Annotated in this window: 19 protein-coding genes; 8 read left to right on the forward strand and 11 right to left on the reverse strand. The window is 71.4% G+C overall.

Annotated features, from left to right (window positions below; genetic code table 11):
• Positions 1-2 precede the first annotated feature (2 nt).
• The 8 genes from ftsW to rsmH form a co-directional block, all read right to left on the reverse strand.
• Positions 3-1,367 carry a putative lipid II flippase FtsW gene (gene ftsW / locus ACIQRL_RS01810; RefSeq protein WP_401325658.1) on the reverse strand — a complete coding sequence of 455 codons (1,365 nt, stop codon included), beginning with the start codon at positions 1,365-1,367 and terminating at the stop codon, positions 3-5.
• A gap of 68 nt (positions 1,368-1,435) precedes the next feature.
• Positions 1,436-2,863 carry a UDP-N-acetylmuramoyl-L-alanine--D-glutamate ligase gene (gene murD / locus ACIQRL_RS01815; RefSeq protein ID WP_401325660.1) on the reverse strand — a complete coding sequence of 476 codons (1,428 nt, stop codon included), beginning with the start codon at positions 2,861-2,863 and terminating at the stop codon, positions 1,436-1,438.
• Positions 2,845-3,918, reverse strand: coding sequence for a phospho-N-acetylmuramoyl-pentapeptide-transferase (gene mraY / locus ACIQRL_RS01820; protein WP_401325663.1), 1,074 nt, complete (start codon positions 3,916-3,918; stop codon positions 2,845-2,847). The genes murD and mraY overlap by 19 nt, the downstream gene beginning before the upstream one ends.
• Entirely contained in the window at positions 3,915-5,336 is a 1,422-nt protein-coding gene (gene murF / locus ACIQRL_RS01825) for a UDP-N-acetylmuramoyl-tripeptide--D-alanyl-D-alanine ligase (RefSeq protein WP_401325667.1), read from the reverse strand. Before murF ends, mraY begins: the two co-directional genes overlap by 4 nt.
• 4 nt (positions 5,337-5,340) lie before the next feature.
• The gene (locus ACIQRL_RS01830; protein ID WP_401325669.1) at positions 5,341-6,861 is read right to left on the reverse strand and encodes a UDP-N-acetylmuramoyl-L-alanyl-D-glutamate--2,6-diaminopimelate ligase; all 1,521 of its coding nucleotides are present in this window, start codon (positions 6,859-6,861) and stop codon (positions 5,341-5,343) included.
• Between the two features lie 204 nt (positions 6,862-7,065).
• A complete protein-coding gene (locus ACIQRL_RS01835) occupies positions 7,066-9,018 on the reverse strand; it encodes a peptidoglycan D,D-transpeptidase FtsI family protein (protein ID WP_401328004.1) in 1,953 nt (650 codons plus the stop codon).
• A 5-nt stretch (positions 9,019-9,023) separates the two neighbouring features.
• A complete protein-coding gene (locus ACIQRL_RS01840) occupies positions 9,024-9,596 on the reverse strand; it encodes a septum formation initiator family protein (RefSeq protein WP_401325672.1) in 573 nt (190 codons plus the stop codon).
• Between the two features lie 215 nt (positions 9,597-9,811).
• Positions 9,812-10,837, reverse strand: coding sequence for a 16S rRNA (cytosine(1402)-N(4))-methyltransferase RsmH (gene rsmH / locus ACIQRL_RS01845; protein ID WP_401325675.1), 1,026 nt, complete (start codon positions 10,835-10,837; stop codon positions 9,812-9,814).
• A 426-nt stretch (positions 10,838-11,263) separates the two neighbouring features.
• On the opposite strand from rsmH, the gene ACIQRL_RS01850 reads away from it, so the two are divergent.
• The 4 genes from ACIQRL_RS01850 to ACIQRL_RS01865 all read left to right on the forward strand — a co-directional run bounded on the left by ACIQRL_RS01850 (position 11,264) and on the right by ACIQRL_RS01865 (position 16,879).
• On the forward strand, positions 11,264-11,812 hold the full coding sequence (locus ACIQRL_RS01850) for a beta-class carbonic anhydrase (RefSeq protein ID WP_401325677.1): 549 nt from the start codon (positions 11,264-11,266) through the stop codon (positions 11,810-11,812).
• A gap of 263 nt (positions 11,813-12,075) precedes the next feature.
• Positions 12,076-13,110: an AAA family ATPase gene (locus ACIQRL_RS01855; protein WP_401325678.1), complete on the forward strand. Its 1,035-nt coding sequence runs from the start codon at positions 12,076-12,078 to the stop codon at positions 13,108-13,110.
• Entirely contained in the window at positions 13,110-14,474 is a 1,365-nt protein-coding gene (locus tag ACIQRL_RS01860; protein WP_401325681.1) for a DUF58 domain-containing protein, read from the forward strand. The genes ACIQRL_RS01855 and ACIQRL_RS01860 overlap by 1 nt, the downstream gene beginning before the upstream one ends.
• Positions 14,471-16,879: a DUF3488 and DUF4129 domain-containing transglutaminase family protein gene (locus ACIQRL_RS01865; RefSeq protein WP_401325684.1), complete on the forward strand. Its 2,409-nt coding sequence runs from the start codon at positions 14,471-14,473 to the stop codon at positions 16,877-16,879. The genes ACIQRL_RS01860 and ACIQRL_RS01865 overlap by 4 nt, the downstream gene beginning before the upstream one ends.
• Positions 16,880-17,132: 253 nt before the next feature.
• On the opposite strand, the gene ACIQRL_RS01870 is transcribed toward ACIQRL_RS01865, so the two are convergent.
• The 3 genes from ACIQRL_RS01870 to ACIQRL_RS01880 form a co-directional block, all read right to left on the reverse strand.
• Positions 17,133-17,531, reverse strand: a complete 399-nt coding sequence (locus tag ACIQRL_RS01870) for a DUF3040 domain-containing protein (protein WP_401325686.1) — start codon at positions 17,529-17,531, stop codon at positions 17,133-17,135.
• A 274-nt stretch (positions 17,532-17,805) separates the two neighbouring features.
• The gene (locus tag ACIQRL_RS01875; protein ID WP_401325689.1) at positions 17,806-18,576 is read right to left on the reverse strand and encodes a methyltransferase; all 771 of its coding nucleotides are present in this window, start codon (positions 18,574-18,576) and stop codon (positions 17,806-17,808) included.
• A gap of 256 nt (positions 18,577-18,832) precedes the next feature.
• The gene (locus ACIQRL_RS01880; protein WP_401325692.1) at positions 18,833-19,387 is read right to left on the reverse strand and encodes an SAV_6107 family HEPN domain-containing protein; all 555 of its coding nucleotides are present in this window, start codon (positions 19,385-19,387) and stop codon (positions 18,833-18,835) included.
• Positions 19,388-19,563: 176 nt separating this feature from the next.
• Between ACIQRL_RS01880 and ACIQRL_RS01885 the strand changes: the two genes are divergently transcribed.
• From ACIQRL_RS01885 to ACIQRL_RS01900, 4 genes are all read left to right on the forward strand, one after another.
• Positions 19,564-20,391, forward strand: a complete 828-nt coding sequence (locus tag ACIQRL_RS01885; RefSeq protein WP_401325695.1) for an ATP-binding cassette domain-containing protein — start codon at positions 19,564-19,566, stop codon at positions 20,389-20,391.
• Positions 20,378-22,462 (forward strand): YhgE/Pip family protein, encoded by a 2,085-nt coding sequence (locus tag ACIQRL_RS01890; protein ID WP_401325698.1) that lies wholly within the window; start codon positions 20,378-20,380, stop codon positions 22,460-22,462. Before ACIQRL_RS01885 ends, ACIQRL_RS01890 begins: the two co-directional genes overlap by 14 nt.
• A gap of 35 nt (positions 22,463-22,497) precedes the next feature.
• A complete protein-coding gene (locus tag ACIQRL_RS01895; RefSeq protein ID WP_401325701.1) occupies positions 22,498-23,127 on the forward strand; it encodes a TetR/AcrR family transcriptional regulator in 630 nt (209 codons plus the stop codon).
• Positions 23,128-23,544: 417 nt separating this feature from the next.
• Entirely contained in the window at positions 23,545-24,237 is a 693-nt protein-coding gene (locus ACIQRL_RS01900; RefSeq protein ID WP_401325704.1) for a DUF4126 domain-containing protein, read from the forward strand.
• Positions 24,238-24,249 lie beyond the last annotated feature (12 nt).

The raw sequence follows: 24,249 nt of genomic DNA on the forward strand, positions 1-24,249 counted from the left end.
ATTCACCGCTCTCCGGACGAACGCGCCGCAGAGGCACGCCGTCGCATCGTGTTCCATCTCCGGGGCCCCGCGGCCCTTGCGGACTCTCTCACCGCACCCCGCTTTCTGCCAAAGCGGGGTTGCCGCATCGCGAGAGCCGCCCGCGCAGCGGGGTCGTCACGCGCGAAGGCGATCAGCAACCCGATGGCGAACATGGCCGGCAGCAGGGCGGAACCCCCGTAGGAGAACAGCGGGAGCGGGACACCGGCGATCGGCAGCAGACCGAGCACCGCACCGATGTTGATCACGGCCTGGGCCGTGATCCAGGTGGTCACGCCTCCCGCGGCATACCTCACGAAGGGGTCCTCCGTGCGTCCGGCCACGCGGATACCCGCATAGCCTAGAGCCGCGAAGAGGGCGAGCACCGACAGCGTCCCCGCGAGGCCCAGTTCCTCCCCAGTGATGGCGAAGATGAAGTCGGTGTGCGCTTCGGGCAGTTGGCCCCATTTCTCCACACTGGCACCGAGGCCGGAACCGAAGAGCCCGCCGGAGGCGAGGGCGTAGATGCCGTGCACGGCCTGCCAGCAGGTGTCGTGCGGGCCCGGCTCGGTCGCACCGATGCAGGCCAGCCTCGACATGCGGTTGGGACTCGTCTTGATGAGGACGAAGCCGATCGCCAGGGCGATGGACAGCACGCCCACGAAGAGCCGGGTGGGGGCTCCGGCCAGCCACAGCAGCCCGAACAGGATGGCCGTGAGGATGATCGCCGTGCCCATGTCGCCGCCGAGCATGATCAGGCCGAGCAGCATGAAGGCGACGGGAACGAGCGGCACCAGCATGTGTTTCCACTGGGTCAGCAGCCGCTTGTCCTGTTTGCGGGCGAGCAGATCGGCGCCCCAGAGCACGAGCGCGAGCTTGCCGAACTCGCTGGGCTGGATCTGGAACGAGCCGCCCAGCGAGATCCAGTTCTGGTTGCCGTTGACCGAGATCCCTATCCCGGGCACCTGCACCAGGACCATCATGAAGACGGCGCCCGCCAGGATCGGATAGGCCAGCGCCCGGTGCAGTTTCACCGGCATCCGGGAGGCGGCGAACAGCAGGACACCGCCGATCAGGGCAGCCAGGAACTGCTTGCGGAAGAAGAACGACCCGGGCAACGAGAGCTGGAGCGCCGTGATCTGCGAGGCCGAATAGACCATCACGAGCCCCAGCACGGTGATCAGCAGGCTGCCGCCGAGGATCAGGTAGTACGCGGTCAGCGGCCGGTCCCAGGCCTTGCGGGCGCGCGTGAGGAGACGGCGTACGGGGTTGTCGCGCGGCACCCCGGCGACGGCGGGCCGTCGGCCGGCCCGCCGCACGGGAGGCCGGCCGGTCCGGCTAGTGGGCATCGGCGTCTCCGGGCCACAGCGATGTCACGCGTCCGTCCCTCCCAGGTTCGCCCGGCCAGGCAACCGGGTCAGGCGCCGAGTCCGCGGACCGCCTCCGCGAACGCGTCACCGCGCTTGTTGTAGTTGGCGAACATGTCCATGGACGCACAGGCCGGGGCCAGCAGCACCGTGTCTCCTGGCTCGGCGAGCCTCCTGGCCTCCTGAACAGCCGCGAGCATCGCCCCAGTGTCGGTCCGGTCGAGGTCGACGACGGGTACCTCCGGTGCGTGTCGCGCCAGGGCTTCGCGGATCAGCGCGCGGTCCGCGCCGATCAGGACGACGCCCCTCAGCCGCTTCGCCGACCGGGCGACCAGTTCGTCGAAGGTCGCGCCCTTGGCGAGTCCGCCGGCGATCCACACGATCGACTCGTAGGCCGCCAAGGAGGCTTCCGCGGCATGCGTGTTGGTGGCCTTGGAGTCGTCGACGTAGGCGACCTGGTCCACGTCGGCGACGTGCGCGATCCGGTGCGCGTCCGGGGTGAAGTCCCGCAGCCCGTCCCGTACGGCCCGGGGAGGCACCCCGAAGGCGCGCGCGAGGGCCGCCGCGGCAAGGGCGTTGGCGATGTTGTGCGGGGCGGCCGGACGGACGTCGGAGACCTCCGCCAGCTCCTGGGCGTTCTTCTGCCGGTTCTCGACGAAGGCGCGGTCGACCAGGATGCCGTCCACGACGCCGAGTTGGGACGGCCCGGGAGCGCCGAGGGTGAAGCCGACAGCCCGGCAGCCCTCCTCGACGTCCGCCGCGCGCACCAGGTCCTCGGTGGCCTTGTCGGCCACGTTGTAGACGCAGGCGACCCGATTGCCTTCGTAGACGCGGCCCTTGTCGGCGGCGTACGCCTCCATGGAGCCGTGCCAGTCGAGATGGTCGGGCGCGAGGTTCAGCACGGCAGCGGAGTGGGCGCGCAGCGAGGGCGCCCAGTGGAGCTGGTAGCTGGAGAGTTCGACCGCGAGGACGTCGTACTCCTCGTCGCCGAGGACGGCGTCGAGGAGGGAGACGCCGATGTTGCCGACGGCCGCCGTGCGCAGGCCCGCCGCCTTCAGGATCGAGGCGAGCATCTGGACCGTCGTGGTCTTGCCGTTGGTGCCGGTGACCGCGAGCCAGGGCGCGGCCTTCCTGCCGTCCAGTTCCCGCAGCCGCCAGGCGAGTTCGACGTCGCCCCAGACCGGGACGCCCGCCGCGGCGGCCGCGGCGAACAGCGGTTTGTCCGGCTGCCAGCCGGGCGCGGTCACGATGAGTTCGGTGCCCTCGGGCAGGGTGGCGCCGTCACCGAGGCGCACGGTGACACCGAGCGCCTCCAGGTCCGCGGCCTGCGCCCGGGCCCTTTCGTCGTCGCCGTCGTTGACCACGGTGACGACTGCGCCGAGGCCGTGCAGGACCTTGGCGGCCGGGATGCCCGAGACGCCGAGGCCGGCGACGGTGACGTTCTTGCCCTGCCAGTTGGTCACTTCTTGGCTGCCCATCCTGCGTAGAAGAGGCCGAGTCCGACGATCACGCACATGCCCTGGATGATCCAGAAGCGGACCACCACAAGGACTTCGGACCACCCCTTGAGTTCGAAGTGGTGCTGGAGTGGCGCCATGCGGAAGACGCGTTTCCCGGTCAGCTTGAAGGAGCCGACCTGGATGACCACCGACATGGTGATGAGGACGAAGAGGCCGCCGAGCAGGGCGACCAGGATCTCCGTGCGGGAGCAGATCGCGAGTCCGGCGAGCGCGCCGCCGAGGGCCAGCGAACCGGTGTCGCCCATGAAGATCTTGGCCGGCGAGGTGTTCCACCACAGGAAGCCGAAGCAGGCGCCCATGAGGGCGGAGGCGACGACCGCGAGGTCGAGTGGATCGCGTACCTCGTAGCAGGCGGCCGGGTTGGTCAGGGTCGTCGCGTTGGCGCAGGACTCCTGGAACTGCCAGACGCCGATGAAGGTGTAGGCACCGAAGACCATCGTGGCGGCGCCGGTGGCGAGGCCGTCCAGACCGTCCGTCAGGTTCACGCCGTTCGACATGGCGAGAATCATGAACAGCGCCCAGACCACGAAGAGCACCGGGCCGATGGACCAGCCGAAGTCCTGGACGAAGGAGAGCTTCGTGGAGGCCGGGGTGTTGCCGCGGTTGTCGGCGAACTGCAGGGCCAGCACCGCGAAGCTGATGCCGACGATCAGCTGTCCGGCCATCTTCGCCTTGGCCCGCAGGCCCAGCGAACGCCGCTTGATGATCTTGATGTAGTCGTCCAGGAAGCCGACCAGGCCCATGCCCGCCATCAGGCCGAGCACCAGCAGGCCGGAGAACGTGGGCGCGTAGCCCGTGATCACCTTCGACATGAAGTACGCGATGATCGTCGCGAGGATGAAGGCGATACCACCCATGGTCGGCGTACCGCGCTTGCTTGCGTGCTCACGCGGGCCGTCGTCGCGGATGTACTGGCCGTAGCCCTTGCGGGCCAGCAGCTTGATCAGCAGCGGAGTGCCGACCAGAGTCAGGAACAGGCCAATGACTCCCGCGAACAGGATCTGCTTCATCATCGGGCGGAAACCTCACCCTCGGTACCGTCGGCGAGCAGCGCGAGCGCCACCCGTTCCAGCCCGACGGACCTGGACGCCTTCACGAGCACGACGTCCCCTGGGCGCAGCTCACTGCGCAACAGGTCGACAGCCGCCTGTGCGTCGGACACGTGCACCGACTCCTCACCCCACGAACCCTCGTTATATGCGCCCAGTTGCAGCCAGGACGCTTCCCTGCCCCCGACCGCGACGAGCTTGCCGACATTGAGCCGGACGGCAAGCCGTCCGACCGCGTCGTGCTCGGCGAGCGCCTCGTCCCCGAGCTCGGCCATCTGACCGAGCACCGCCCACGTACGACCCCCTTGTGCCTGATGGGCTTTGCCCATCGCCGCGAGCGCGCGCAGGGCGGCTCGCATGGACTCGGGGTTCGCGTTGTAGGCGTCGTTGACGACCGTCACGCCGTCCGGACGCTCGGTGACCTCCATCCGCCAGCGGGAGAGGGAGCCCGCCTCGGAGAGCGCGCGGGCGATCTCGTCTGCGGACATGCCCAGCTCATGGGCGACGGCGGCCGCGGCGAGCGCGTTCGACACGTGGTGCTCACCGTACAGGCGCATGGTCACATCACTGCACCCGGAGGGTGTGCGAAGACTGAAGGAAGGCTGTCCACTCTCCGTGAGCCGGACGTTCTCGGCCCGTACGTCCGCTTCGCCGGACTCTCCGAAGAGGATCACGCGCGCTTTCGTGCGCGAGGCCATGGCGCGTACGAGGGGATCGTCGGCGTTGAGGATCGCGGCGCCGTCCTCGGGGAGGCTCTCGACGAGCTCGCCCTTTGCTTGCGCGATCTGCTCGCGGCCGCCGAACTCGCCGATGTGGGCGGTGCCGACGTTGAGGACGAGACCGATCCTCGGCGGGGTGAGGCCGGTGAGATAGCGGATGTGGCCGATACCGCGGGCGCCCATCTCCAGCACGAGGAACTTCGTCTCCTCGGTGGCGCTGAGCGCGGTGAGCGGCAGTCCGATCTCGTTGTTGAGGGAACCGGGCGTGAAGACGGTCGGCGCCTTGCTCCGCAGCACCTGGGCGATCAGGTCCTTGGTGCTGGTCTTGCCCGCGGAGCCGGTGAGGGCCACGAGGGTCGCGCCGAGCCGTTCGACGACATGGCGGGCGAGGGCGCCGAGGGCCGTCTGCACGTCGTCGACGACGATGGCGGGCACGCCGACGGGGCGGGACGCCAGGACGGCGGCCGCGCCGGCTGCGATCACCGCCTCGGCGTAGTCGTGGCCGTCGACCCGTTCGCCGACGAAGGCGACGAAGAGACTGCCGGACTCCACTTCACGGGAGTCTCTGACGACCGGTCCGGTGACCTGTACCGCCGGATCCGGTATGTCGTACGTCTGCCCGCCGACGACTGCTGCGATCTCGGCGAGAGAGAGGGCGATCACAAGTTCATCCCTGGGTCTGCTGGATAGCTTCGCGAAGCACTTGGCGGTCGTCGAAGGGACGCACCACCCCGGCGATGTCCTGGCCCTGCTCGTGGCCCTTGCCCGCGACCAGTACCGTGTCGCCCGGCTTTGCGCGCGCGACGGCCGCGGCGATCGCGGCGGCCCGGTCCTCGAAGACCTGGACCTCGCCGCGCTCGTGCGCCGGTACCTCGGCGGCGCCCGCGAGCATGGTGGCGAGGATCGCCAACGGGTCCTCGGAGCGGGGGTTGTCGGAGGTCAGGACGGCGGTGTCGGCGAGCCGGGCCACGGCCGCGCCCATCGGCTTGCGCTTGGTCTTGTCACGGTCGCCGCCGCAGCCGAGCACCACGTGCAGGCTGCCCTCGGTCACCTTGCGCAGGGCGCGCAGGACGGATTCGACGGCGTCGGTCTTGTGGGCGTAGTCGACGACAGCGAGGTACGGCTGGCCCGCGTCCACGCGCTCCAGCCGTCCCGGGACCCCGGGGACGGCGGCGACACCGTCCGCGGCGGTCTGCGGGTCGAGTCCGGCGGCCGCGAGGGCGACGATCGCGGCGAGGGCGTTGGCCACGTTGAAGGGGCCCGCGAGCGGCGAGCGGGCGGTGATCCGCTCGCCCTTGGGGCCGACCGCGGTGAACGTCGAGTCCATCGGGCCGACTTCGACGTTCTCGGCGCGCCAGTCGGCGTCCGGGTAGCCCTCGGCGGAGAAAGTGATGACCGGGACGGTGGCTTCCCCGGAGAGTCGGCGGCCGTACTCGTCGTCGAGGTTCACTACGCCGAGCCGGCTGCGTCTGGCCGTGAACAGCTGCGCCTTGGCCTGGAAGTAGTCCTCCATGCCGGTGTGGAACTCCATGTGTTCCGGGCTGAGGTTGTTGAAGACGGCGACGTCGAAGACGCAGCCGTCGACGCGGCCGAGGACCAGCGCGTGGCTGGAGACCTCCATCGCGACCGAGTCGACCCCGCGCTCGCGCATGACGGCGAACAGGGCCTGGAGATCGGTGGCCTCGGGCGTGGTGCGCTCCGACTTGATGCGCTCGTCGCCGATGCGCATCTCGACCGTGCCGATCAGGCCGGTGGAGTGGACCGTCCTCAGACCGCCTTCGATGAGATAGGCCGTCGTGGTCTTGCCGGAGGTGCCGGTGATGCCGATCTGGAGGAGATCGCGCCCCGGGTGGCCGTAGATGGTGGCCGCCAGTTCGCCCATCGAGCCGCGCGGGTCGTCGACGACGAGGACCGGCAGACCGGTGGCCGCGGCGCGCCCGGCGCCGGTCGGGTCGGTGAGGACGGCGGCGGCGCCGAGGCCGGCCGCCTGGGTCACGAAGTCGGCGCCGTGCAGTCGTGCGCCGGGCAGTGCGGCGTACACGTCACCGGGGCGCACCGCGCGGGAGTCATGGGTGATGCCCGTGACCCCGACGTCGCTCCCCGGCCTCTCGGCGCCCAGCTGATCGGCCAGCTCCGCGAGGGGGGTGGCGGAGACGTGAACCGGACGCGGCGGCCCCGGATATGTCACAGGAACGCCCTTCTGGGTGGTTTGGGACTGATCAGCTTGTGGCACGGCGGTGAGCGTACCGGGCTCACCCCCGCCGGGGCGAAGCGAGGGCGCGGACGGGGTGTGCGGGGCGGAGTGCTCCCCGGGGTCCGGAGTGATCGTTGTCACGAGTGGTTCCTGGTCCGTTGTGCGTGGGTGCTGAGCCTGGCGTGCGGTCGGGGGCGGTCACGGCGTGAACGAGACGGGCAGCCGGGCGGCGTGGACGCCGGTGGGCGGGACCTGAAGGGTCTTCAGGGCGAACTCCATCACCTGCTTGAAGACGGGTCCGCAGATCTGGCCGCCGTAGTGGCTGCCCTTCGTGGCGTTCTGGATCGCGCAGTAGACGGTGATCCGCGGCTTGTCCGCGGGGGCGAATCCGGCGAAGGACGAGGTGTAGCCGTTGTACTTGCCGGTGGCCGGATCCACGCGGTTGGCCGTACCCGTCTTGCCCGCGACCCGGTACCCGGGGATGCGCGCCTTGATGCCCGTGCCCTGTTCGTCGTCCACCACGGACTCCAGCATCTGGGCGAGGGTCTTCGCCGTCTTCTCGCTCACGACCCGGGTCTTCCTGGGCGCGGCGGCGGGCGTGAAGCGGCCGTCGGGTCCCTTCGTGCCGCGCACCAGGGTCGGCTCGATCCGGACGCCGCCGTTGGCGATCGTCGAGTAGACGGACGCCGCCTGCATCGCGTTGATCGACACGCCCTGGCCGAAAGGGATCGTGTACTGCTGCGAGGTCGACCACTTGCCGGCGGGCGCGAGGATGCCCGCCGTCTCGCCGGGGAATCCGAGCCCGGTGTCGCTGCCGATGCCGAACTTGCGCAGATACGAGTAGAGGACCTGGTTGGCCTGTTCCTGGGTCCTGCCGAGCTGGCCGGTCGCCAGAATGGTGCCGATGTTGCTGGACTTGGCGAGCACCCCGTTGAGCGTGAGGTTCCAGGTGGCGTGGTCGACGTCGTCCTGGAAGAGCCGGTCGCCGCGGTGCAGCCGGTTGGGCACGACGACATGGGTCTCGGGGGTGGCCACGTTCTCCTGCAGGACGGCGGCCATCGACATCAGCTTGGCGGTGGAGCCGGGCTCGTAGGCGTCCTGGAGGGCCGCGTTGCCCATGGCCGCCGCGTTGGCCTGGGTGAGGTCGTTGGGGTCGAAGCCCGGCGAGTTGGCCATGGCGAGGACCTGGCCGGTCCGGGTGTCCTGCACTATCACGTAGCCGCGGTCCGCCCCGGACGTCTTCACCTGCTGGGTGATGGCGTCCTGCGCGGCCCACTGGATGTCCCGGTCGATGGTCAGCTCGACGTCGGAGCCGGCCACGGCCGGTGTCTCGGTGGAGCCCACGGTCGGCACCTGACGGCCCCCGGACTGGGCGTAGCGGATCTTGCCGTCCTTGCCGGTGAGCTCCTTGTTCAGCTGCTGCTCGATGCCGCCGCCGCCCTTGCCGTCGGCGTTGACCCAGCCCAGTATCCCGGCGGCGAGATCGCCGTTCGGGTACACGCGCTTGCTGGCCGGCACCGCGAGGACGCCCGCGAGGACGTTGACCGTGTTCTTGTCGGTCTCCGCCTTGGTCCCGAGCGTGCTCTTCAGGTCCTTGATCTGCTGCCAGACCTGGGGGGTGCGGCGGTGCGCGAGGAGGGTGTAGCGGGTGTTCGCCGTCCGCAGTCTCCTGGCGACGGTGTCCACGTCCTGGCCGATGATCGGGCCGAGGAGCGCGGCGGCCTGTTCGGGAGCGTCGCCGATCCCGGTGGCCGCGCGCGTGAACATCGTCGGGTCCGCGGTGATGTCGTACGCGTCCACGCTCGTCGCCAGTTCGACGCCGTCGCGGTCGGTGATCCCACCGCGCTCGGCGGCCAGCGTGCGCCCGACGTACCGGTTCTGCTCCGCCTTCGCGGCGTAGGTGCCCGCGTCCACGGCCTGCACCTGGAGCAGCCGTACGACGAACGCGATCATCACCAGCGTCAGCGCGAGGCTGACCATGCGCAGCCGGGGGCGGGGGCTGCCGAGCCGGATGACGCGCGGGCCGTAGGAGCGGTTCGCGGCCGGGCGGCGTACGGGGCGGGCGCCCGGCCCCGGACGGCTCCGGCCGCCGGGCCGTACGGGCCTGGCGGGGCCGGGTACTCGGCGGCGCGGCGGTTCCCTGTCGGACACTTCCGTCACCTGCCGGGGATTGTGGAGGGCTGTGTGGACGGGGCGGGGGCCCGGGTGGTGAGCGCGCCCGGGGACGGCTGCCGCGGCGCGGACGCCGGGGAGGAGGACGGTGCCACGCTCCGCGCCGGGCCCGCGGTCGCGGCCGGGGTGCGGGTCGCCACGGGGGCGAGGACCTCGGGCGGGGTGATCATCGGGGCCCGCGCGGCGGACCCCTGGCCGGCGGCTCCGGGAACGCCCTTGACCGTGCCGTTCGGGTTGAGGAAGGCCGGGTCGCCGCCGGGGACCATGCCGAGTTCGCGGGCGCGGCGCTGGAGGGCGTCAGGGGCGGAGTAGGCGTCCACGTCCCGCTGGAGGGCCTGTTCCTCGTCGGTCAGGCTCTTGGTCTGCTTCTGCAGGTCGTCGAGACGGAACGCCCCTTCGCTGAGCGCCGAGTTCAGCACGAGGAGCCCGATGAGACCGCCGCCGAGGAGAAGGACGACCAGGAGGACGAACGGGGTGCGGGCGGCCTGCCCGGCCCCGGCCGGAAGGAGCCGCGCGAGCCGGGCGGCCCGCCCCCTGAGTTCGGGTTTGCCGCTCACGCGCCCTCCCTGTGGGTCCGGTGTGCCGGCTTCACGGCCGCTCCATGGGTTCGGTGCCCGTACTCACGAAGCAGCCGCGGGTTCGGTTCCCGGACCCACGAAGGCGTCGGGCGTCCGGATTCCCGGCCTCCGCCGTCCGGCGGGTCCGCGAAGCGGGCGCGCGACCTGGTGCGAGTTCGGGTTTCCGGCTCACGGCCCCTCCTTCTCCCCGCGCCTCACTCGGCGGCTTCCTCGCGGATGCGCTGTGCCCCCCGCAGCCGGGCGGGAGCCGCTCGCCGGTTCTCGGCGACCTCTTCCTCGGTGGGAAGTTCGGCACCGCGGGTGAGGAGCTTGAGCCGGGGCTGGTAGCGCTCGGGGACGACCGGCAGCCCGGGCGGCGCGGTGTTGGCGGCGCCCGCCGCGAACACCTGCTTGACGAGACGGTCCTCCAGCGAGTGGTACGACAGCACGGCGATGCGGCCGCCGACGGCGAGCGCCTTCACGGCCGCGGGAACCGCCCTCTCCAGGACACTCAGTTCACCGTTGACCTCGATGCGCAGCGCCTGGAAGGTGCGCTTGGCGGGATTGCCCCCGGTGCGCTTGGCCGCCTGGGGCAGCGCGTCACGGATCAGCTCGACGAGCCGCGCGCTGTTGGTGAAGGGCTCCTTCTCGCGCTCGCGCACGACCGCGGAGACGATCCGCTTGGCCTGCTTCTCCTCGCCGTACGCCCGCAGGATCCGCACCAGTTCGCCCGGCGGGTAGGTGTTGAGCACCTCGGCGGCGCTCATGCCGGTCGTCTGGTCCATGCGCATGTCGAGCGGGGCGTCCTGCGCGTACGCGAACCCCCGGTCCGCCTCGTCGAGTTGCATGGAGGAGACGCCGAGGTCGAACAGGACGCCCTGCACGCGCGGGATGTCCAGGCGGTCGAGCACGTCGGGGAGTTCGTCGTAGACGGCGTGCACCAGGGAGGCCCGGTCGCCGTAGGGGGCGAGCCGCTCCCCGGACAGGCGCAGCGCCTCCTTGTCACGGTCCAGGGCCACGAGCCGCGCTTCGGGGAAGCGGGTGAGGAGTGCCTCGCTGTGACCGCCGAGCCCGAGCGTGCAGTCGACGACCACGGCTCCCGGCTCCGCGAGGGCCGGGGCCAGCATGTCCAGGCACCGCTTGAGCATGACCGGGACGTGCCGACTCCGCCCGTCCGGCTGCCCGCCGTCCTCCGGTCGCCCGCTGTCGCCCTCGTCGGGAAGCGCTTCGCGCCCTTGCATTCCGGGCCCTCTCAGGTCCGGCGCGGCCCTACGCACCGCCGGGTCCCCACCCGCTCGGGAAGGGGAGGTCTGCTGGCGCCGGATGAGTGGCGTCAGCCGACCGGGAGCGGGAGGAGGCCGAGCCGTACGTACGCGCCGCGCACGCGGGGAGACTCCGGAAAGTCGCCGGGTCTCCAGGGGAAAACTGTCCAGCGGGGAGAGCCTCGCCTCCCGCTTCGCGTCACTTTAGTCCACGGTGTCTCGCGGTCAATCAACCGGCATGCGCGTCGCGGACGACGCTCGGACCGAAGCCGCGGATCCGGAAGAATCACCCGAACGGGCACGTCGTCACCGCCCGTGTGGATTACCTCACAACAAGCCGCGATGACATTCTTTGTCCCCTCCCACAGCAGGACCGCGTCATACGTGACCAGTACCGTCATGGGTATGACGACTTCCGCATCTGTTCCCACCGAACCCGAAGGCGCCATAGCGGCGGAGGGCACGGTTACCGACCGTCTCGTCGGCGCGAACGAGAGATACGCCGCCGCTTTCACCGACCCGGGGATGGACGCCCGCCCCGTGCTGCGGGTCGCGGTGGTCGCGTGCATGGACGCCCGGCTCGACCTGCACTCCGCGCTCGGCCTGGAACTGGGTGACTGCCACACCATCCGCAACGCCGGCGGTGTGGTCACCGACGACGTGATCCGCTCCCTCACCATCAGCCAGCGGGCGCTCGGCACCCGCAGCGTGGTCCTCATCCACCACACCGGCTGCGGCCTGGAGTCCCTCACCGAGGACTTCCGGCACGACCTGGAGATGGAGGTCGGCCAGCGCCCCGCGTGGGCGGTCGAGGCCTTCCGGGACGTCGAACAGGACGTACGGCAGTCGATGCAGCGCGTGCGCACCTCCCCGTTCCTGGTGCACACCGACGACGTGCGCGGCTTCGTCTTCGACGTCACGACCGGACTGCTGCGGGAGATAGACCCCTCCTGACCGGCCCCGTCGGACCCCCCGGTCGCAGGCCCTCCGCAGCTCGTGGGACCCTCTCTTCACAAAAAACCCCGGCAGCCCGGTGCCCAAAGAGCCGTAAGAACTGACATATCGCGGCCACTTGTCCACAGGCGGATGACACGAACCGGTAACGGCAACAAGAATGCGGGTGTGGCGTCACGCGGAACCTTTCGCGCGTGGTGTCCGTGTTTCGGGGTGGGCCGGTCCGCACAGGGCGTCGGCCCGAACGGGCCGAGGAGGGCCGGGTGACGACCTATGACGATCGAGCGAGCCTTACAGATCTGACCGCCACTGCGGAGCGTGTCCGCAGTTCGGTGGAAGGAGTGATCGAAGGCAAGCCTGAGGTCGTACGGCTTTCGCTGACCGTGCTGCTCGCCGAGGGTCATCTTCTGATCGAGGATGTCCCGGGCGTCGGCAAGACCATGCTCGCCAAGGCGCTGGCACGGTCCATCGACTGTTCGGTGCGGCGCATTCAGTTCACGCCGGACCTGCTGCCCTCGGACATCACGGGGGTGTCCATCTGGGACCAGCAGCGCCGGGACTTCGAGTTCAAGCCGGGCGCGATCTTCGCGCAGATCGTGATCGGCGACGAGATCAACCGCGCCTCGCCCAAGACGCAGTCCGCGCTCCTGGAGTCGATGGAGGAGCGGCAGGTCACCATCGACGGGCAGACCTACGAACTGCCCAGCCCGTTCATGGTGGTGGCCACCCAGAACCCGGTCGAGATGGAGGGCACCTACCCGCTGCCCGAGGCCCAGCGCGACCGCTTCATGGCCCGTGTCTCCATCGGCTACCCCAGCGCGGAAGCCGAACTGCAGATGCTGGACATCCACGGCGGGGTGAACCCGCTCGACGACCTCCAGCCGGTCGCCCACGCCCACGACATCGTGAAACTGATCGACGCGGTCCGCACGGTCCACGTCGCCGACCCGGTGCGCCGCTACGCGGTGGAACTGGTGGCCGCCACGCGCACCCACCCCGACCTCAGACTCGGCGCCTCGCCGCGTGCCACGCTCCATCTGCTGCGCGCGGCGAAGGCGTCCGCCGCTCTCAGCGGCCGGGAATTCGCGCTGCCGGACGATGTGCAGGCGCTCGCCGTCGCGGTCCTGGCCCACCGCCTGCTGCCCACGGCCCAGGCGCAGTTGAACCGCCGCACGGCCGAGCAGGTCGTCCAGGAGATCATCCAGCGCACCCCGGTGCCCGCCGCGCCCCAGCAGTCCGGCCTCTCGATGGGCCGGGGCGCGCCCACGTTCGGTCAGCAGCCGCCCCGGAGGCTGTGATGACGCAGGCGAGCACGGGGCACACCGCCGAGGGGGACAAGGGCGGGCTGCGCACCGCGCTCGCCGGGCTCACCACACGCGGTCGCTCGTTCCTGGCCGCCGGTGTGGCCGCCATGATCTGCGCGTACGTCCTGGGACAGAGCGACCTGCTCCGGGTCGGCCTGCTCCTCGCGATCGTGCCGCTGCTCTGCGCGACCGTGCTGTACCGCACCCGCTACCGGGTCGCGGGCAGCCGCAGGCTCTCCCCCGGGCGGGTACCCGCCGGCTCCGAGGCCCGCGTGCATCTGCGCATGGACAACATCTCGCGGCTGCCCACCGGCCTGCTGATGCTCCAGGACAAGGTTCCGTACGTCCTCGGTCCGCGCCCCCGCTTCGTGCTGGACCGGGTGGAGGCGGGCGGCCGCCGCGAGGTGTCCTACCGGGTCCGCTCGGACCTGCGCGGCCGCTATCCGCTGGGCCCGCTGCAGCTGCGGCTGACCGACCCGTTCGGCATGTGCGAGCTGACCCGCGCCTTCTCGACGTACGACACCCTGACGGTCATCCCGCGCGTGGAGGCGCTGCCGCCGGTGCGGCTGACCGGCGAGGCGAAGGGATACGGCGACGGACGGCAGCGCTCGCTGGCCCTGGCCGGCGAGGACGACATCATTCCGCGCGGGTACCGCTACGGCGACGACCTGCGCCGCGTGCACTGGCGGCTGACCGCCCGTTACGGCGAGCTGATGGTCCGCCGCGAGGAACAGCCCCAGCGCTCCCGCTGCACCGTGCTGCTCGACACCCGGGGCATCGCCTTCCAGGGCGCGGGCCCCGATTCGGCCTTCGAGTGGGCCGTCTCGGGCACGGCGTCGACGCTTGTGCACATGTTCGAACGCGGCTTCTCGGTCCGCCTTCTGACGGACACCGGCACCTCGGTGCCCGGCGAGGGCGCCGACGGGTTCGCGGGCGCCAGTCAGGAGTCGGCGGACGCCGCCGGGATGATGATGGACACGCTCGCCGTCATCGACCACTCGGACGGCACGGGCCTGTCCCGGGCCTACGACGTGCTGCGCGGCGGCAACGAGGGACTGCTGATCGCCTTCCTCGGCGATCTCGACGAGGAGCAGGCGACGGTGCTCGGCAGGATGCGTCAGCGCAGCGGGGGCGCCGTCGCGTTTCTGCTGGACAGTGAGTCCTGGGTGCGGGAACCGACCGAGGTGCCGGGCCCGTTGGACAGGAGCGTGGACCGGCTGCGCATGCTGCGCGAGGCGGGCTGGACCGCCGTGACGGTGCCGCGGGGGGCGTCGCTCGCCGACCTGTGGCGCGAGGCGGACCGCCAGCGCACGCACGTGGCGTCGACGGGGACTACCGCGGGGGGTGGTGGCGTATGAGCGGGCGAGCCCGACTGGCGTTGTGCGCGGCGGCGGCCACGATGATGACGTCCTGCGCGCTGTTGCCGCTGGTGAGCCCGGCGACATGGATCTTCCAGGCGTGGTTCCTGCTGGCCGTACAGACCGGTGTGGGCGCGCTGACCCGGCGGGTTCCGCTGGCCCGGCCGCTGACCGTGGCGGCGCAGGCGCTGGTGACGCTGATGCTGCTGACGCTGGTCTTCGCCCACGACCAGGCCGTCGCCGGGATCGTCCCCGGGCCCGAGGCCTTCCAGCACTTCTCGGACCTGCTCCAGGCGGGCACCGACGACGTGGGCAGATACTCGATTCCGGCCCCGCTGTCGGACGGGATCCGGCTGATGGTGGTCGGCGGTGTCCTGGTGATCGGGCTCGCGGTGGACACCCTCGCGGTGACCTACCGCAGCGCAGCGCCCGCCGGCCTTCCGCTGCTCGCCCTGTACTCGGTCGCCGCGGGCCTCTCCAACGACGGCGTGGGCTGGCTGTGGTTCCTGCTCGCGGCCACCGGTTATCTGATGCTGCTGCTGGCCGAGGGCCGGGACCGGCTCGCGCAGTGGGGCCGCGTTTTCGGCGGCTCCGGCGGAGCGGCCCGCGCGTCCGGACCGGAGTCCGCGGGCGGCGCCGTCGCGCCCGTCAGCACCGGGTGGCGGATCGGCGCGGTCGCGCTGGTCGTCGCCCTGTTCGTGCCGTTCGTCATGCCCTCGCTCGGTGCCGGCCTGCTGGGCGGCGGGCGCGGTCTCGGCAACGGCACGGGGGGCGGCGGCACGATCTCCGCGGTGAACCCGCTGGTCTCGCTCCGCGACAGTCTGAACGTGGACGAGGACCGCACGGTCATGACGTACCGCACCAACACGGCGCAGACGCAGGACCTGTATCTGCGGATCGTCTCGCTTGACGACTTCGACGGGACGGCGTGGAAGCCCGCCCAGCGCCACATCGTGGACGTGCCGAAGACGTTCCCGGCGCCGATCGGTCTCTCCGGCCAGGTCAGGCGGGCGACGATCCAGACCAGTATCGCGGCGGCCGACTGGTACGCGCAGGACTGGCTGCCGATGCCGTATCCGGCCAGCAAGGTGAACATCAACGGGAGCTGGCGCTACGAGCCCGTGGGGCGCACCCTCGTCGGGGACCACGGACAGAACACGCGCGGTGTGCGGTACCAGGTCACGAGCCTGATGGTGGAGCCGACCGCGCAGCAGCTGGCGAACGCCCCGGAGCCCTCGCCGGCCATGAAGCGCGAGTACACCAAGGTTCCGGAGTCGTTGCCCGCGGTGGTGGCGGCCACGGCCCGCAAGGTCACGGCGGGCTCGGCCAACCGCTACGAACAGGCGGTCAAGCTCCAGGACTACTTCGCCGTCAGCGGCAACTTCCGGTACAACACCCAGGTGCAGGCCGGCAGCGGCTCGACGGCGATCGCGAACTTCCTGAAGGACAAGGAAGGCTTCTGCGTCCACTTCTCCTTCGCGATGGCCTCGATGGCGCGGACGCTCGGCATTCCGGCCCGCGTGGCGGTCGGCTTCACGCCCGGGACTCCGCAGGCCGACGGTTCGATGTCGGTGGGTCTGCGGGACGCGCACGCCTGGCCCGAGCTGTACTTCGAGGGCGTGGGCTGGACGCGCTTCGAGCCGACCCCGAGCCGGGGCACGGTGCCGTCGTACACGCAGACGAAAACGCCGGGCAACGACGTGCCGGCCGCGCCGAAGCCGTCGTTCTCGACGTCCGCGGCGCCCTCCACGGCGCCGTCGGCCGGCGAGACCTGCTCGGCTCAGCTGCGGAGGATGGCGGCCTGTCCCAGCCAGTCCTCGGCGGTGGCGGTAGGCCCCCAGGACGACGGCGGGTTCTGGTCCTCGGCCGTCTGGCTGACGCTGGCCGTGCTCCTGGTCGTGGGAGTGGTGCTGCTGCCGCTGCTGCTGCCCATGCTGTGGCGGCTGCGGGTACGGGCCGTCCGGCTCGGCGGCCACGGCCGCACCGAGGCGGACGTGGCGGCGTACACGCTGGGGGCCTGGCTGGAGGTGACCGATTCGGCGTGGGACTACGGGATCGTGCCGGAGGAGTCGCAGACGCCGAGGAAGGCCGCCGAGCGGATCGTCGCGCTGGGGCACCTGGATCCACTGGCCGCGGTCTCCGTGCACCGGCTGGCAGCGGCCGTGGAGCAGGTTCTCTACGCTCCGCACCCCAGGCCGGAGGCGGGCCTCGCGAACGACGCGCGCCGTGTCGGGCAGGCCTTCTGGATCTCCGCGAGCCATCCCGCCCGGCTGCGTGCTCTTCTCGCCCCTCGTTCGGCCGTCCGGGTGATCTGGGCGGCGTCGGCCTTCATGACAACCCTGAGAACACGCCTGTCGGCTCGTCGGCAGTCCCTGTTCCACCGCCCGTCGAGCCAGAACGGCTGACGGCCGGGCACCGGGCGCCGGCCCATGCCTGAGCGCCAACGGCCCAGGTGACCCGGCGAGAGCTGGGCCGCCCGGGGCCGGCCGGACGCAGGCCCCGGGCGGCCCGGGGCCATCCTGACGCGGGCCGGCCCGACGCCGGCCCGTGGCCGGGTACGCGGCGGCTGTCCGACCGCGCGTACGCGTGAGGGGGCGTCCACCCTGATCCGGGTGGACGCCCCCTCATGCGTATGTCTGCGGCTGCGACGCCGGAGGCTCAGTTACCGCCCTGTTCGTCGCGACGACGCTGCCAGCGCTGTTCGATTCGATCCATTACGGAACGGCGTTGCCGGACCTGACGGCGAGCGGCGGGCGAGCCCGACGCGGCCGGCTGTTCACCCGGCTTGGGAGCTTTGCGCCAACCGGTGACGGCAAGCACCGCACAGCCCAGCATGACGAGGAAGCCCACAACGCTCAGCCAGATCTGAACTGCGACCATTCCAGCCATGAGGAGCGCGATACCCACCAGGAAGCCCGCGACCGCCTGGTAAACCCGTCGCCGGGTGTACGTACGCAGCCCGCTTCCCTCAAGCGCTGTCGCGAACTTGGGATCTTCGGCGTACAGCGCTCGCTCCATCTGCTCGAGCATTCGCTGCTCGTGCTCCGAGAGCGGCACGGAGTCCTCCTCATCGTGCAGTCGCCGGGGCGACCGGGGGTCCCCTTCAGGATAGGCAGGGAATCGCCCCCGTGAAACCCGCCCCTCTACGCCAATTCGCCAACCGGAACCCGTCATGGCACCCCGATGCGCTGAGGCGTGCATTCCCCAGCGAACGGTCCGTCATGCCGGACGGTCTCCCCCGATCATACGGCGCCGAGCACTCGATCGGGTGGTCTGTGGCGTACTCCATCTGCTGCCGAGCCCCTGATCAGCGGCGCACCACGGGAGCAGCTCAGTCCTCGGCAGCCCCTCGGGCCTCACCGAGCACATGGAGCTGTGTGGCCACGGAGTGGAACGCGGAGAGCTCGGCCGCCGCCGCCTCCAGCTTCAGGAGGGCCTCCAGGGCACCCGGCTCGGTGTCCACCAGGACCCCCGGCACGAGGTCCGCGAAGACCCGTACGCCGTGCACGGCGGCGACGTGCAGGCCCGCGCCCGCGACCAGGGAGGTGAGCTGTTCGGCGGTGAACCGGTGCGGAACAGGATCACCCTCGCCCCAGCGTCCGTCCGGGTCGTCGAGCGCGTGCCGGGCCTCCTTGAAGTGCCCGGCGAGGGCGCGGGCCAGCACGGCTCCGCCCTGGCCGGCGGCCAGGAGGCTGAGCACGCCCTCGGGCCGCAGCGCGTCCACCACGTTGCGGACGCCTTCCGCGGGTTCGTCGAGGTACTCCAGGACGCCGTGGCAGAGCACGGCGTCGTAGTGGCCGCGCTCGACCACGTCGAACAGGCCGTGCGCGTCGCCCTGGACGCCTTGCACGCGGTCGGCGACGCCTGCCTCGGCGGCGCGGCGCTCCAGCGCGAACAGCGCGTTCGGGCTGGGGTCGACGACGGTGACACGGTGCCCGAGGCGGGCCACGGGCACGGCGAAGTTGCCGCTGCCGCCGCCTGTGTCCAGTACGTCGAGCGACTCCCGCCCGGCGGTCTTGACCCGGCGGTCCAGGGCGTCCTTGAGGACCTCCCAGACCACGGCGGTACGGAGAGAAGCGCGGGGGCGCATCGGGTCCGACACGGCAGTTGACTCCTCGGTGCGGCACCGCCTGGTGAACGGCGGAGCGGTCTTCGGGCCTCCCGGAGGGGAGGCAGCAGGCGCGTCCACCCTATTGCCTCCGCCGCCGTCACCGAGCCTCCGTCTCACGTGCGCCGGATCATGGGACGAGCGGGTACCGGATCGCCCGACAACCGTGCGCCGGATCAGGTGAGGAGCGGATGCCCGACGGACGCCGGGCCGCTGTCGGCCCGGGTTCCGCCCCGGGCTCCCCCGTCGGTCAACCCGCGTCCGGAACCCCCCTGTCCGCCATGTCCCGGCCCCCGTCCTGCCGGGGCTGGGGCAGCACGGGCTGCAGCACCAGCATCCGCTCGACAAGGCGCAGGAACATGGCGACGTCGCGTATCAGGTCGTCGGCGTCGCGGGTGGTGGCGGCTCCCTGGATGCCCGCCTCCGCGCGGGCACGGCGGGTGGCCCCGGAGGCGAACAGCGCGCTCCACTCGGTGAGTTCGGGGGCGATCTCGGGGAGGACTTCCCAGGCGCTGCGGATACGGGCCCTGCGCCGGGAGGCGGGCTCCGGGCGGGCGCGCGCCGCGAGGACGGCGGCGGCGGTGCGCAGGGCGGCCAAATGGGCTGTCGCGTACCGCTCGTTGGCGGTTTCCAGAGCCGTCGCCTCGTCGAGTCCGGCGCGGGCCTGGGAGAGCAGGTCGAGGGCGGCGGGCGGGGCCGTGGCCCGGCGGAGCACGGGGTGCACGTCGCCCGCCGGTCCGGTCGGTGAGGGGGCAGGGCCGGTGGCGCGGCGCCGACGGGCGGCGGCTGCGGACGAGCTGGCCATGACGAACCTCCTGTCGTCGTGTGACGGCACTGTGGCCGTATGTGCCCATCGTGCGGTATGCCACTGACAATCCGTTCTGACCTGCGCTTTTGCTTCGATCGAAGGTTCGGGATAGTTTTTGCACTGACCAGTCAGTTCAAAAGCAGTCCGATGGTGTTTCAGGGGATGGGGGAGCTGTGGACGGTCCGCACGGACTGGGCGTCACGGCCGAGGACTTCGGACTCGAGGGGCCCCGCGGGTGGGCGTTCCGCGGGGTCCGTCTCGACGCGGAGCCCGGATCGCTCATCGCGATCGAGGGGCCGTCCGGTTCCGGCCGCACGTGCCTGCTGCTCGCCCTCACGGGCCGGATGAAGGCCACCGAGGGGACGGCGGCCGTGGGTTCGTCGGGGCTGCCCAGGCAGATGGCCGCCGTGCGCCGGGCGAGCGCGCTCGCCCACGTGCCCGGGGTCACGGACCTCGACCCCGCCCTGACCGTCGGGGAGCACCTGCGGGAACGGGCCCTGCTGCAGCGGCGGTTCGGGGGTTCACTGCGCGCTCTGCTGCGGCCTCGCGGCGAGCGCGTGAGCGAGACCGGGCTCCGGATCGACGCCGCGTTGGCAGCCGCCGGACTCGACCCGCGGACGCTGCCCAAGGGGCCGAGAACCGCCGTACGCGATCTGGAACGGCTCGAAGCGCTGCGGCTTTCCCTCGCGCTGGCCCTGATCGGGCGCCCACGGCTGCTCGGGGTCGACGACACCGACCTCAAGCTCTCGGACGCCGAACGGGCCGAGGTCTGGGCCCTGTTGGCGTCTCTCGCCGCGTCCGGCACCACGGTCGTGGCGGTGTGCAGCGAGGCTCCGGAGGGCGCCGTCGTCGTGTCCACCGCACCGTGCGACACGTCGAAGACCGCCGAGGGCCAGGACCCCGACCCCAGCCCCGACCCCGACAGCGACAGCGACAGCGACAGCGACAGCGACAGCGACAGCGGGAAGCACGGCAAGGAGACGGCCGATGCGCTCGTCTGAACTGGCCTTTCTCGAACTCCGTCGCTTCGGCCGGGGCAAACTCCCGCGTGCCGCGCTGGTGGCGCTCCTGCTGCTGCCCCTGCTGTACGGCGCCCTGTATCTGTGGTCGTTCTGGGACCCGTACGGCCGTCTCGACCGCATCCCCGTGGCGCTGGTGAACGACGACAAGGGGGCGACAACCGACGGCCGGAAGGTCACCCTCGGGGACACCATCACCGAGGGGCTGCGCGACAGCGGCACCTTCGAGTGGCACGAGGTGAGCTCCGCCGAGGCCCACCGCGGTGTGGAGGACGGCACGTACTACCTGTCGCTGACCATGCCGGGCGACTTCAGCGAGAGGATCGCGTCCAGCTCCGGGGCGTCCCCCGAGACGAGCGCGCTCCAGGTGCGGACCAACGACGCGAACAACTACATCGTCGGGCAGATCTCCCGCACGGTGTTCAGCGAGGTGCGGACGGCCGCGTCCACGAAGGCCTCGCGTTCGTTCCTCGACAAGATCTTCGTCTCGTTCTCGGACATCCACGGGAAGACCGTGCGGGCGGCCGAGGGCGCCGACCGGCTCAGCAGCGGTCTCGGCACGGCGAAGAAGGGCTCCAAGGACCTCGTGGACGGTCTGAAGGAGGCCAAGAAGGGCAGCGGAAAGCTCTCCGGGGGGCTGCGGAAGCTCACCACCGGCGCGGCTGACCTGGAGGACGGTTCACGCCAGGTCGCGGACGGCACCAGGGCGCTGGCCGCCGAGGTCGACGGGGTCGCAAAGAAGGCGGGCCCCTTCCTCAAGGACAACGAGAAGTCGATCGGTGACACGGCCCGGCTGGTCGCGGACTCGGCCGCGGGGATCCGCCACAACCTCGACACCCTGGTGAAGACGGCTCCGGCCGCCGCCAAGGGCGCGCACGCCGCGTCCGACGCGCTGAACACCGTCCACCGCGACCGGTGCGAGAACCTGCCGGTCCCCGACCCGGCGTGTCCCGAACTGAGGAAGGCCAAGGAGGCGGCTTCCGACGTCGTCGCGGTCGCCGACGACGTGAACGCGCTGATCGGCGACCAGGACGGCGATCTCGGCAGGCTGGACAAGAGCCTGGCGACGCTGGAGAAGCAGGCGCGCGCCCTCGCCGACCGCTCGCCGCGGCTCTCCGAGGACCTCGACGACGCCGTCTCCAGGATCGACAAGTTGAACGAGGGGGCCACCGCGGTCGCCCGGGGCGCGAAGCGGCTGCACTCCGGTCTCGGCACCACCAGCACCGGCGCGGCCGGCCTTGACAAGGGCGTGGGCCGGCTGAAGACCGGCGCGACCGACCTCGACGGCGGACTGTACAAGCTCGTCGGCGGCTCCGGGAAGCTGGCGGGCGGCCTGCACGACGGCGCCGGGCGGATCCCCGACTACGACAAGCCCGACCGCGACCTGCGCACCCAGGTCATGGCCGACCCGGTGCAGATGGCCTCCAGGGACCTGCACAAGGCGCCCAACTACGGCACCGGATTCGCCCCGTACTTCATCCCGTTGTCCCTGTGGGTCGGCGCGATGGTGGCGTACATGCTGATCCAGCCGCTGAACCGGCGCGCGCTCGCCGCTGGCGCCTCGGCGTGGCGCATCGCGCTGGCGGGCTGGCTGCCGGTCGCCGTCGTCGGTGTGTTCCAGACGGCCGCCCTGATGGCGGTGCTGCACTGGGCGATCGGCCTCCAGATGACCCGGGCGGCCGGAACGGTGGGCTTCCTGTTCCTGGTGGCGGCCTGCTTCGCGGCGATCGTGCAGTGGCTGAACGCGCGCTTCGGAGCGGCGGGCCGGATCCTCGTCCTGGCCTTCCTGATGCTCCAGCTCACGTCGGCGGGCGGCACCTACCCCGTCCAGACCAGTCCGGGCTTCTTCAACGCGATCCACCCCTTCCTGCCGATGAGTTACGTCGTCGAGGCTCTCCGGAGACTCATCACCGGCGGCGGCCTGGAGCCGGTGCGGACGGCGTGCGCCGTCCTGACGGCCTTCACGGTGGGCGCCCTCGCGCTCACCGCCCTGACGGCGCGCCGCAGGCAGGTGTGGACCCTCGACCGGCTGCACCCGGACCTGAGCCTGTGACCGCGCGCGCGGGTGCTCCTGTGACAATCGGAGCCATGGAAAGCAGCAGCACCACGGCGGGCGGCGGCGGCCGCCGCGAGGCGACCCGGCAGAAACTCTACGAAGCGGCCGTCACCCTGATCGCCGAACAGGGCTTCTCCGCCACCACGGTGGACGAGATCGCCGAGCGGGCCGGGGTCGCGAAGGGCACGGTCTACTACAACTTCGCGAGCAAATCGGTCCTCTTCGAAGAGCTGCTGCGGCACGGCGTGGGGCTCCTCACCGCCTCGCTGCGGGAGGCGGCGGAGCAGACCGCCAGGGACGGCGGCAGCAACGTCGACGCGCTGGACGCGATGATCCGGGCCGGGCTCGTCTTCATCAACCGCTATCCGGCGTTCACCCAGCTGTACGTGGCGGAGCTCTGGCGCACCAACCGGGCCTGGCAGTCCACGCTGATGGTGGTGCGGCAGCAGGCGGTGGCGGTCGTCGAGGGCGTTCTGCGCGACGCGGTGGCGGGCGGGGAACTCAGCGACGAGATCGACATCCCGCTGACGGCGGCGGCGCTGGTCGGGATGGTCCTGGTGGCGGCCCTGGACTGGCAGGCCTTCCAGCCGGAACGCTCCCTGGACGACGTCCACGCGGCGCTGTCCCGGCTCCTCCAGGGGCGTGTGAGCGGCCACGGCTGAGCCGGGGCGGCGACCGCGGCGCCCGGCTCCCCGGACCTCCCATCGCACCGGGCGCGGGCGTTGCGAACACGAAAGCGCCGGTCCGGACAGCCGCGTCCCCCGCGGGCCGTCCGTGCCGGCGCTTCGTCGTGCTCCCCCGTACCCCGCGTTGGGCCCCCGTTCGGTCGTCCCCCGGGTTCCCCCGTGCCTCACTCCCGCCGAGCGCGTCGGCGGAAGGAGCGGCCAAGGGCGCGAGTTCCGTTCCGCCGCCCCGTGTCGGCGGTGCCGGAGCCGCGCCCCTCTCCGTGTCTCCACTCTGTCGTTCGCGCAGGTCGGACCCATCCGTGCGGCTACTCATCTCACCCTGTAGGTACGGATACTCAGGCATACGCGCTCAGACCCAGGACGCCCCGTCGCGAACTGGCTACGATCGCCCCCGTGTCCGTACTCCCCCTGGTCTTCACCAGCGGCTGGGCCAGCGGCATCAACGCGTACGCGGTGGTGCTGCTTCTCGGTCTCTTCGGCGCGACCGGGCTGAGCGACGAGGTCCCCGAGGCCCTGCAACGCCCTGAGATCCTGGTCACAGTCGGCGTTCTGTTCCTCTGCGAGGCGGTCGCCGACAAGATCCCGTACGTCGACTCGGTGTGGGACTCCGTGCACACCGTGATCCGGCCGGCGGCGGGCGCGTGGGTCGGGGCGCTGCTCGCCGGACAGAGCGGCTCGGTCTCGGATCTGACAGCCGGCCTGATCGGCGGCTCGACGGCGCTGGCGAGCCACACGGTCAAGGCCGGCACACGGATGGCGATCAACACCTCGCCTGAGCCGTTCAGCAATCTCGTGATGAGCACCGCCGAGGATCTCGGCGTCGCGGGCGTCCTCACGCTGGCGATGTTCCATCCCGTGGCCGCGGCGGTCGTCGCCGGTGTCCTGCTGTTCACCGGGCTCGGATTGCTCTACTTCCTCGTCTCGCGGATCAGACGGTTTCTGCGCCGCCGGGCGCGGCGCCGGCAGGAGCGGCGGATGTCCACGACGGCGGTGCCACCGCCCGGCCACGCGCCACCGCCCGGCCACGCGCCACCGCCCGGCCACACGCCGCCGCCGGGCCACGCGCCGCGGGCCGACCGCGGCTGACCGACCCTCGGG

It is taken from the genome of Streptomyces sp. NPDC091209 (assembly GCF_044757755.1).
In the GTDB taxonomy this organism is placed as follows: domain Bacteria; phylum Actinomycetota; class Actinomycetes; order Streptomycetales; family Streptomycetaceae; genus Streptomyces.

Bases quoted from the DNA above. Each gene is read 5' to 3' on its own strand.
- ftsW (WP_401325658.1), bottom strand. From the start codon at position 1,367: ATGCCCACTAGCCGGACCGGCCGGCCTCCCGTGCGGCGGGCCGGCCGA.
- murD (WP_401325660.1), bottom strand. From the start codon at position 2,863: ATGGGCAGCCAAGAAGTGACCAACTGGCAGGGCAAGAACGTCACCGTC.
- mraY (WP_401325663.1), bottom strand. From the start codon at position 3,918: ATGATGAAGCAGATCCTGTTCGCGGGAGTCATTGGCCTGTTCCTGACT.
- rsmH (WP_401325675.1), bottom strand. From the start codon at position 10,837: ATGCAAGGGCGCGAAGCGCTTCCCGACGAGGGCGACAGCGGGCGACCG.
- ACIQRL_RS01850 (WP_401325677.1), top strand. From the start codon at position 11,264: ATGACGACTTCCGCATCTGTTCCCACCGAACCCGAAGGCGCCATAGCG.
- ACIQRL_RS01860 (WP_401325681.1), top strand. From the start codon at position 13,110: ATGACGCAGGCGAGCACGGGGCACACCGCCGAGGGGGACAAGGGCGGG.
- ACIQRL_RS01865 (WP_401325684.1), top strand. From the start codon at position 14,471: ATGAGCGGGCGAGCCCGACTGGCGTTGTGCGCGGCGGCGGCCACGATG.
- ACIQRL_RS01880 (WP_401325692.1), bottom strand. From the start codon at position 19,387: ATGGCCAGCTCGTCCGCAGCCGCCGCCCGTCGGCGCCGCGCCACCGGC.
- ACIQRL_RS01890 (WP_401325698.1), top strand. From the start codon at position 20,378: ATGCGCTCGTCTGAACTGGCCTTTCTCGAACTCCGTCGCTTCGGCCGG.
- ACIQRL_RS01895 (WP_401325701.1), top strand. From the start codon at position 22,498: ATGGAAAGCAGCAGCACCACGGCGGGCGGCGGCGGCCGCCGCGAGGCG.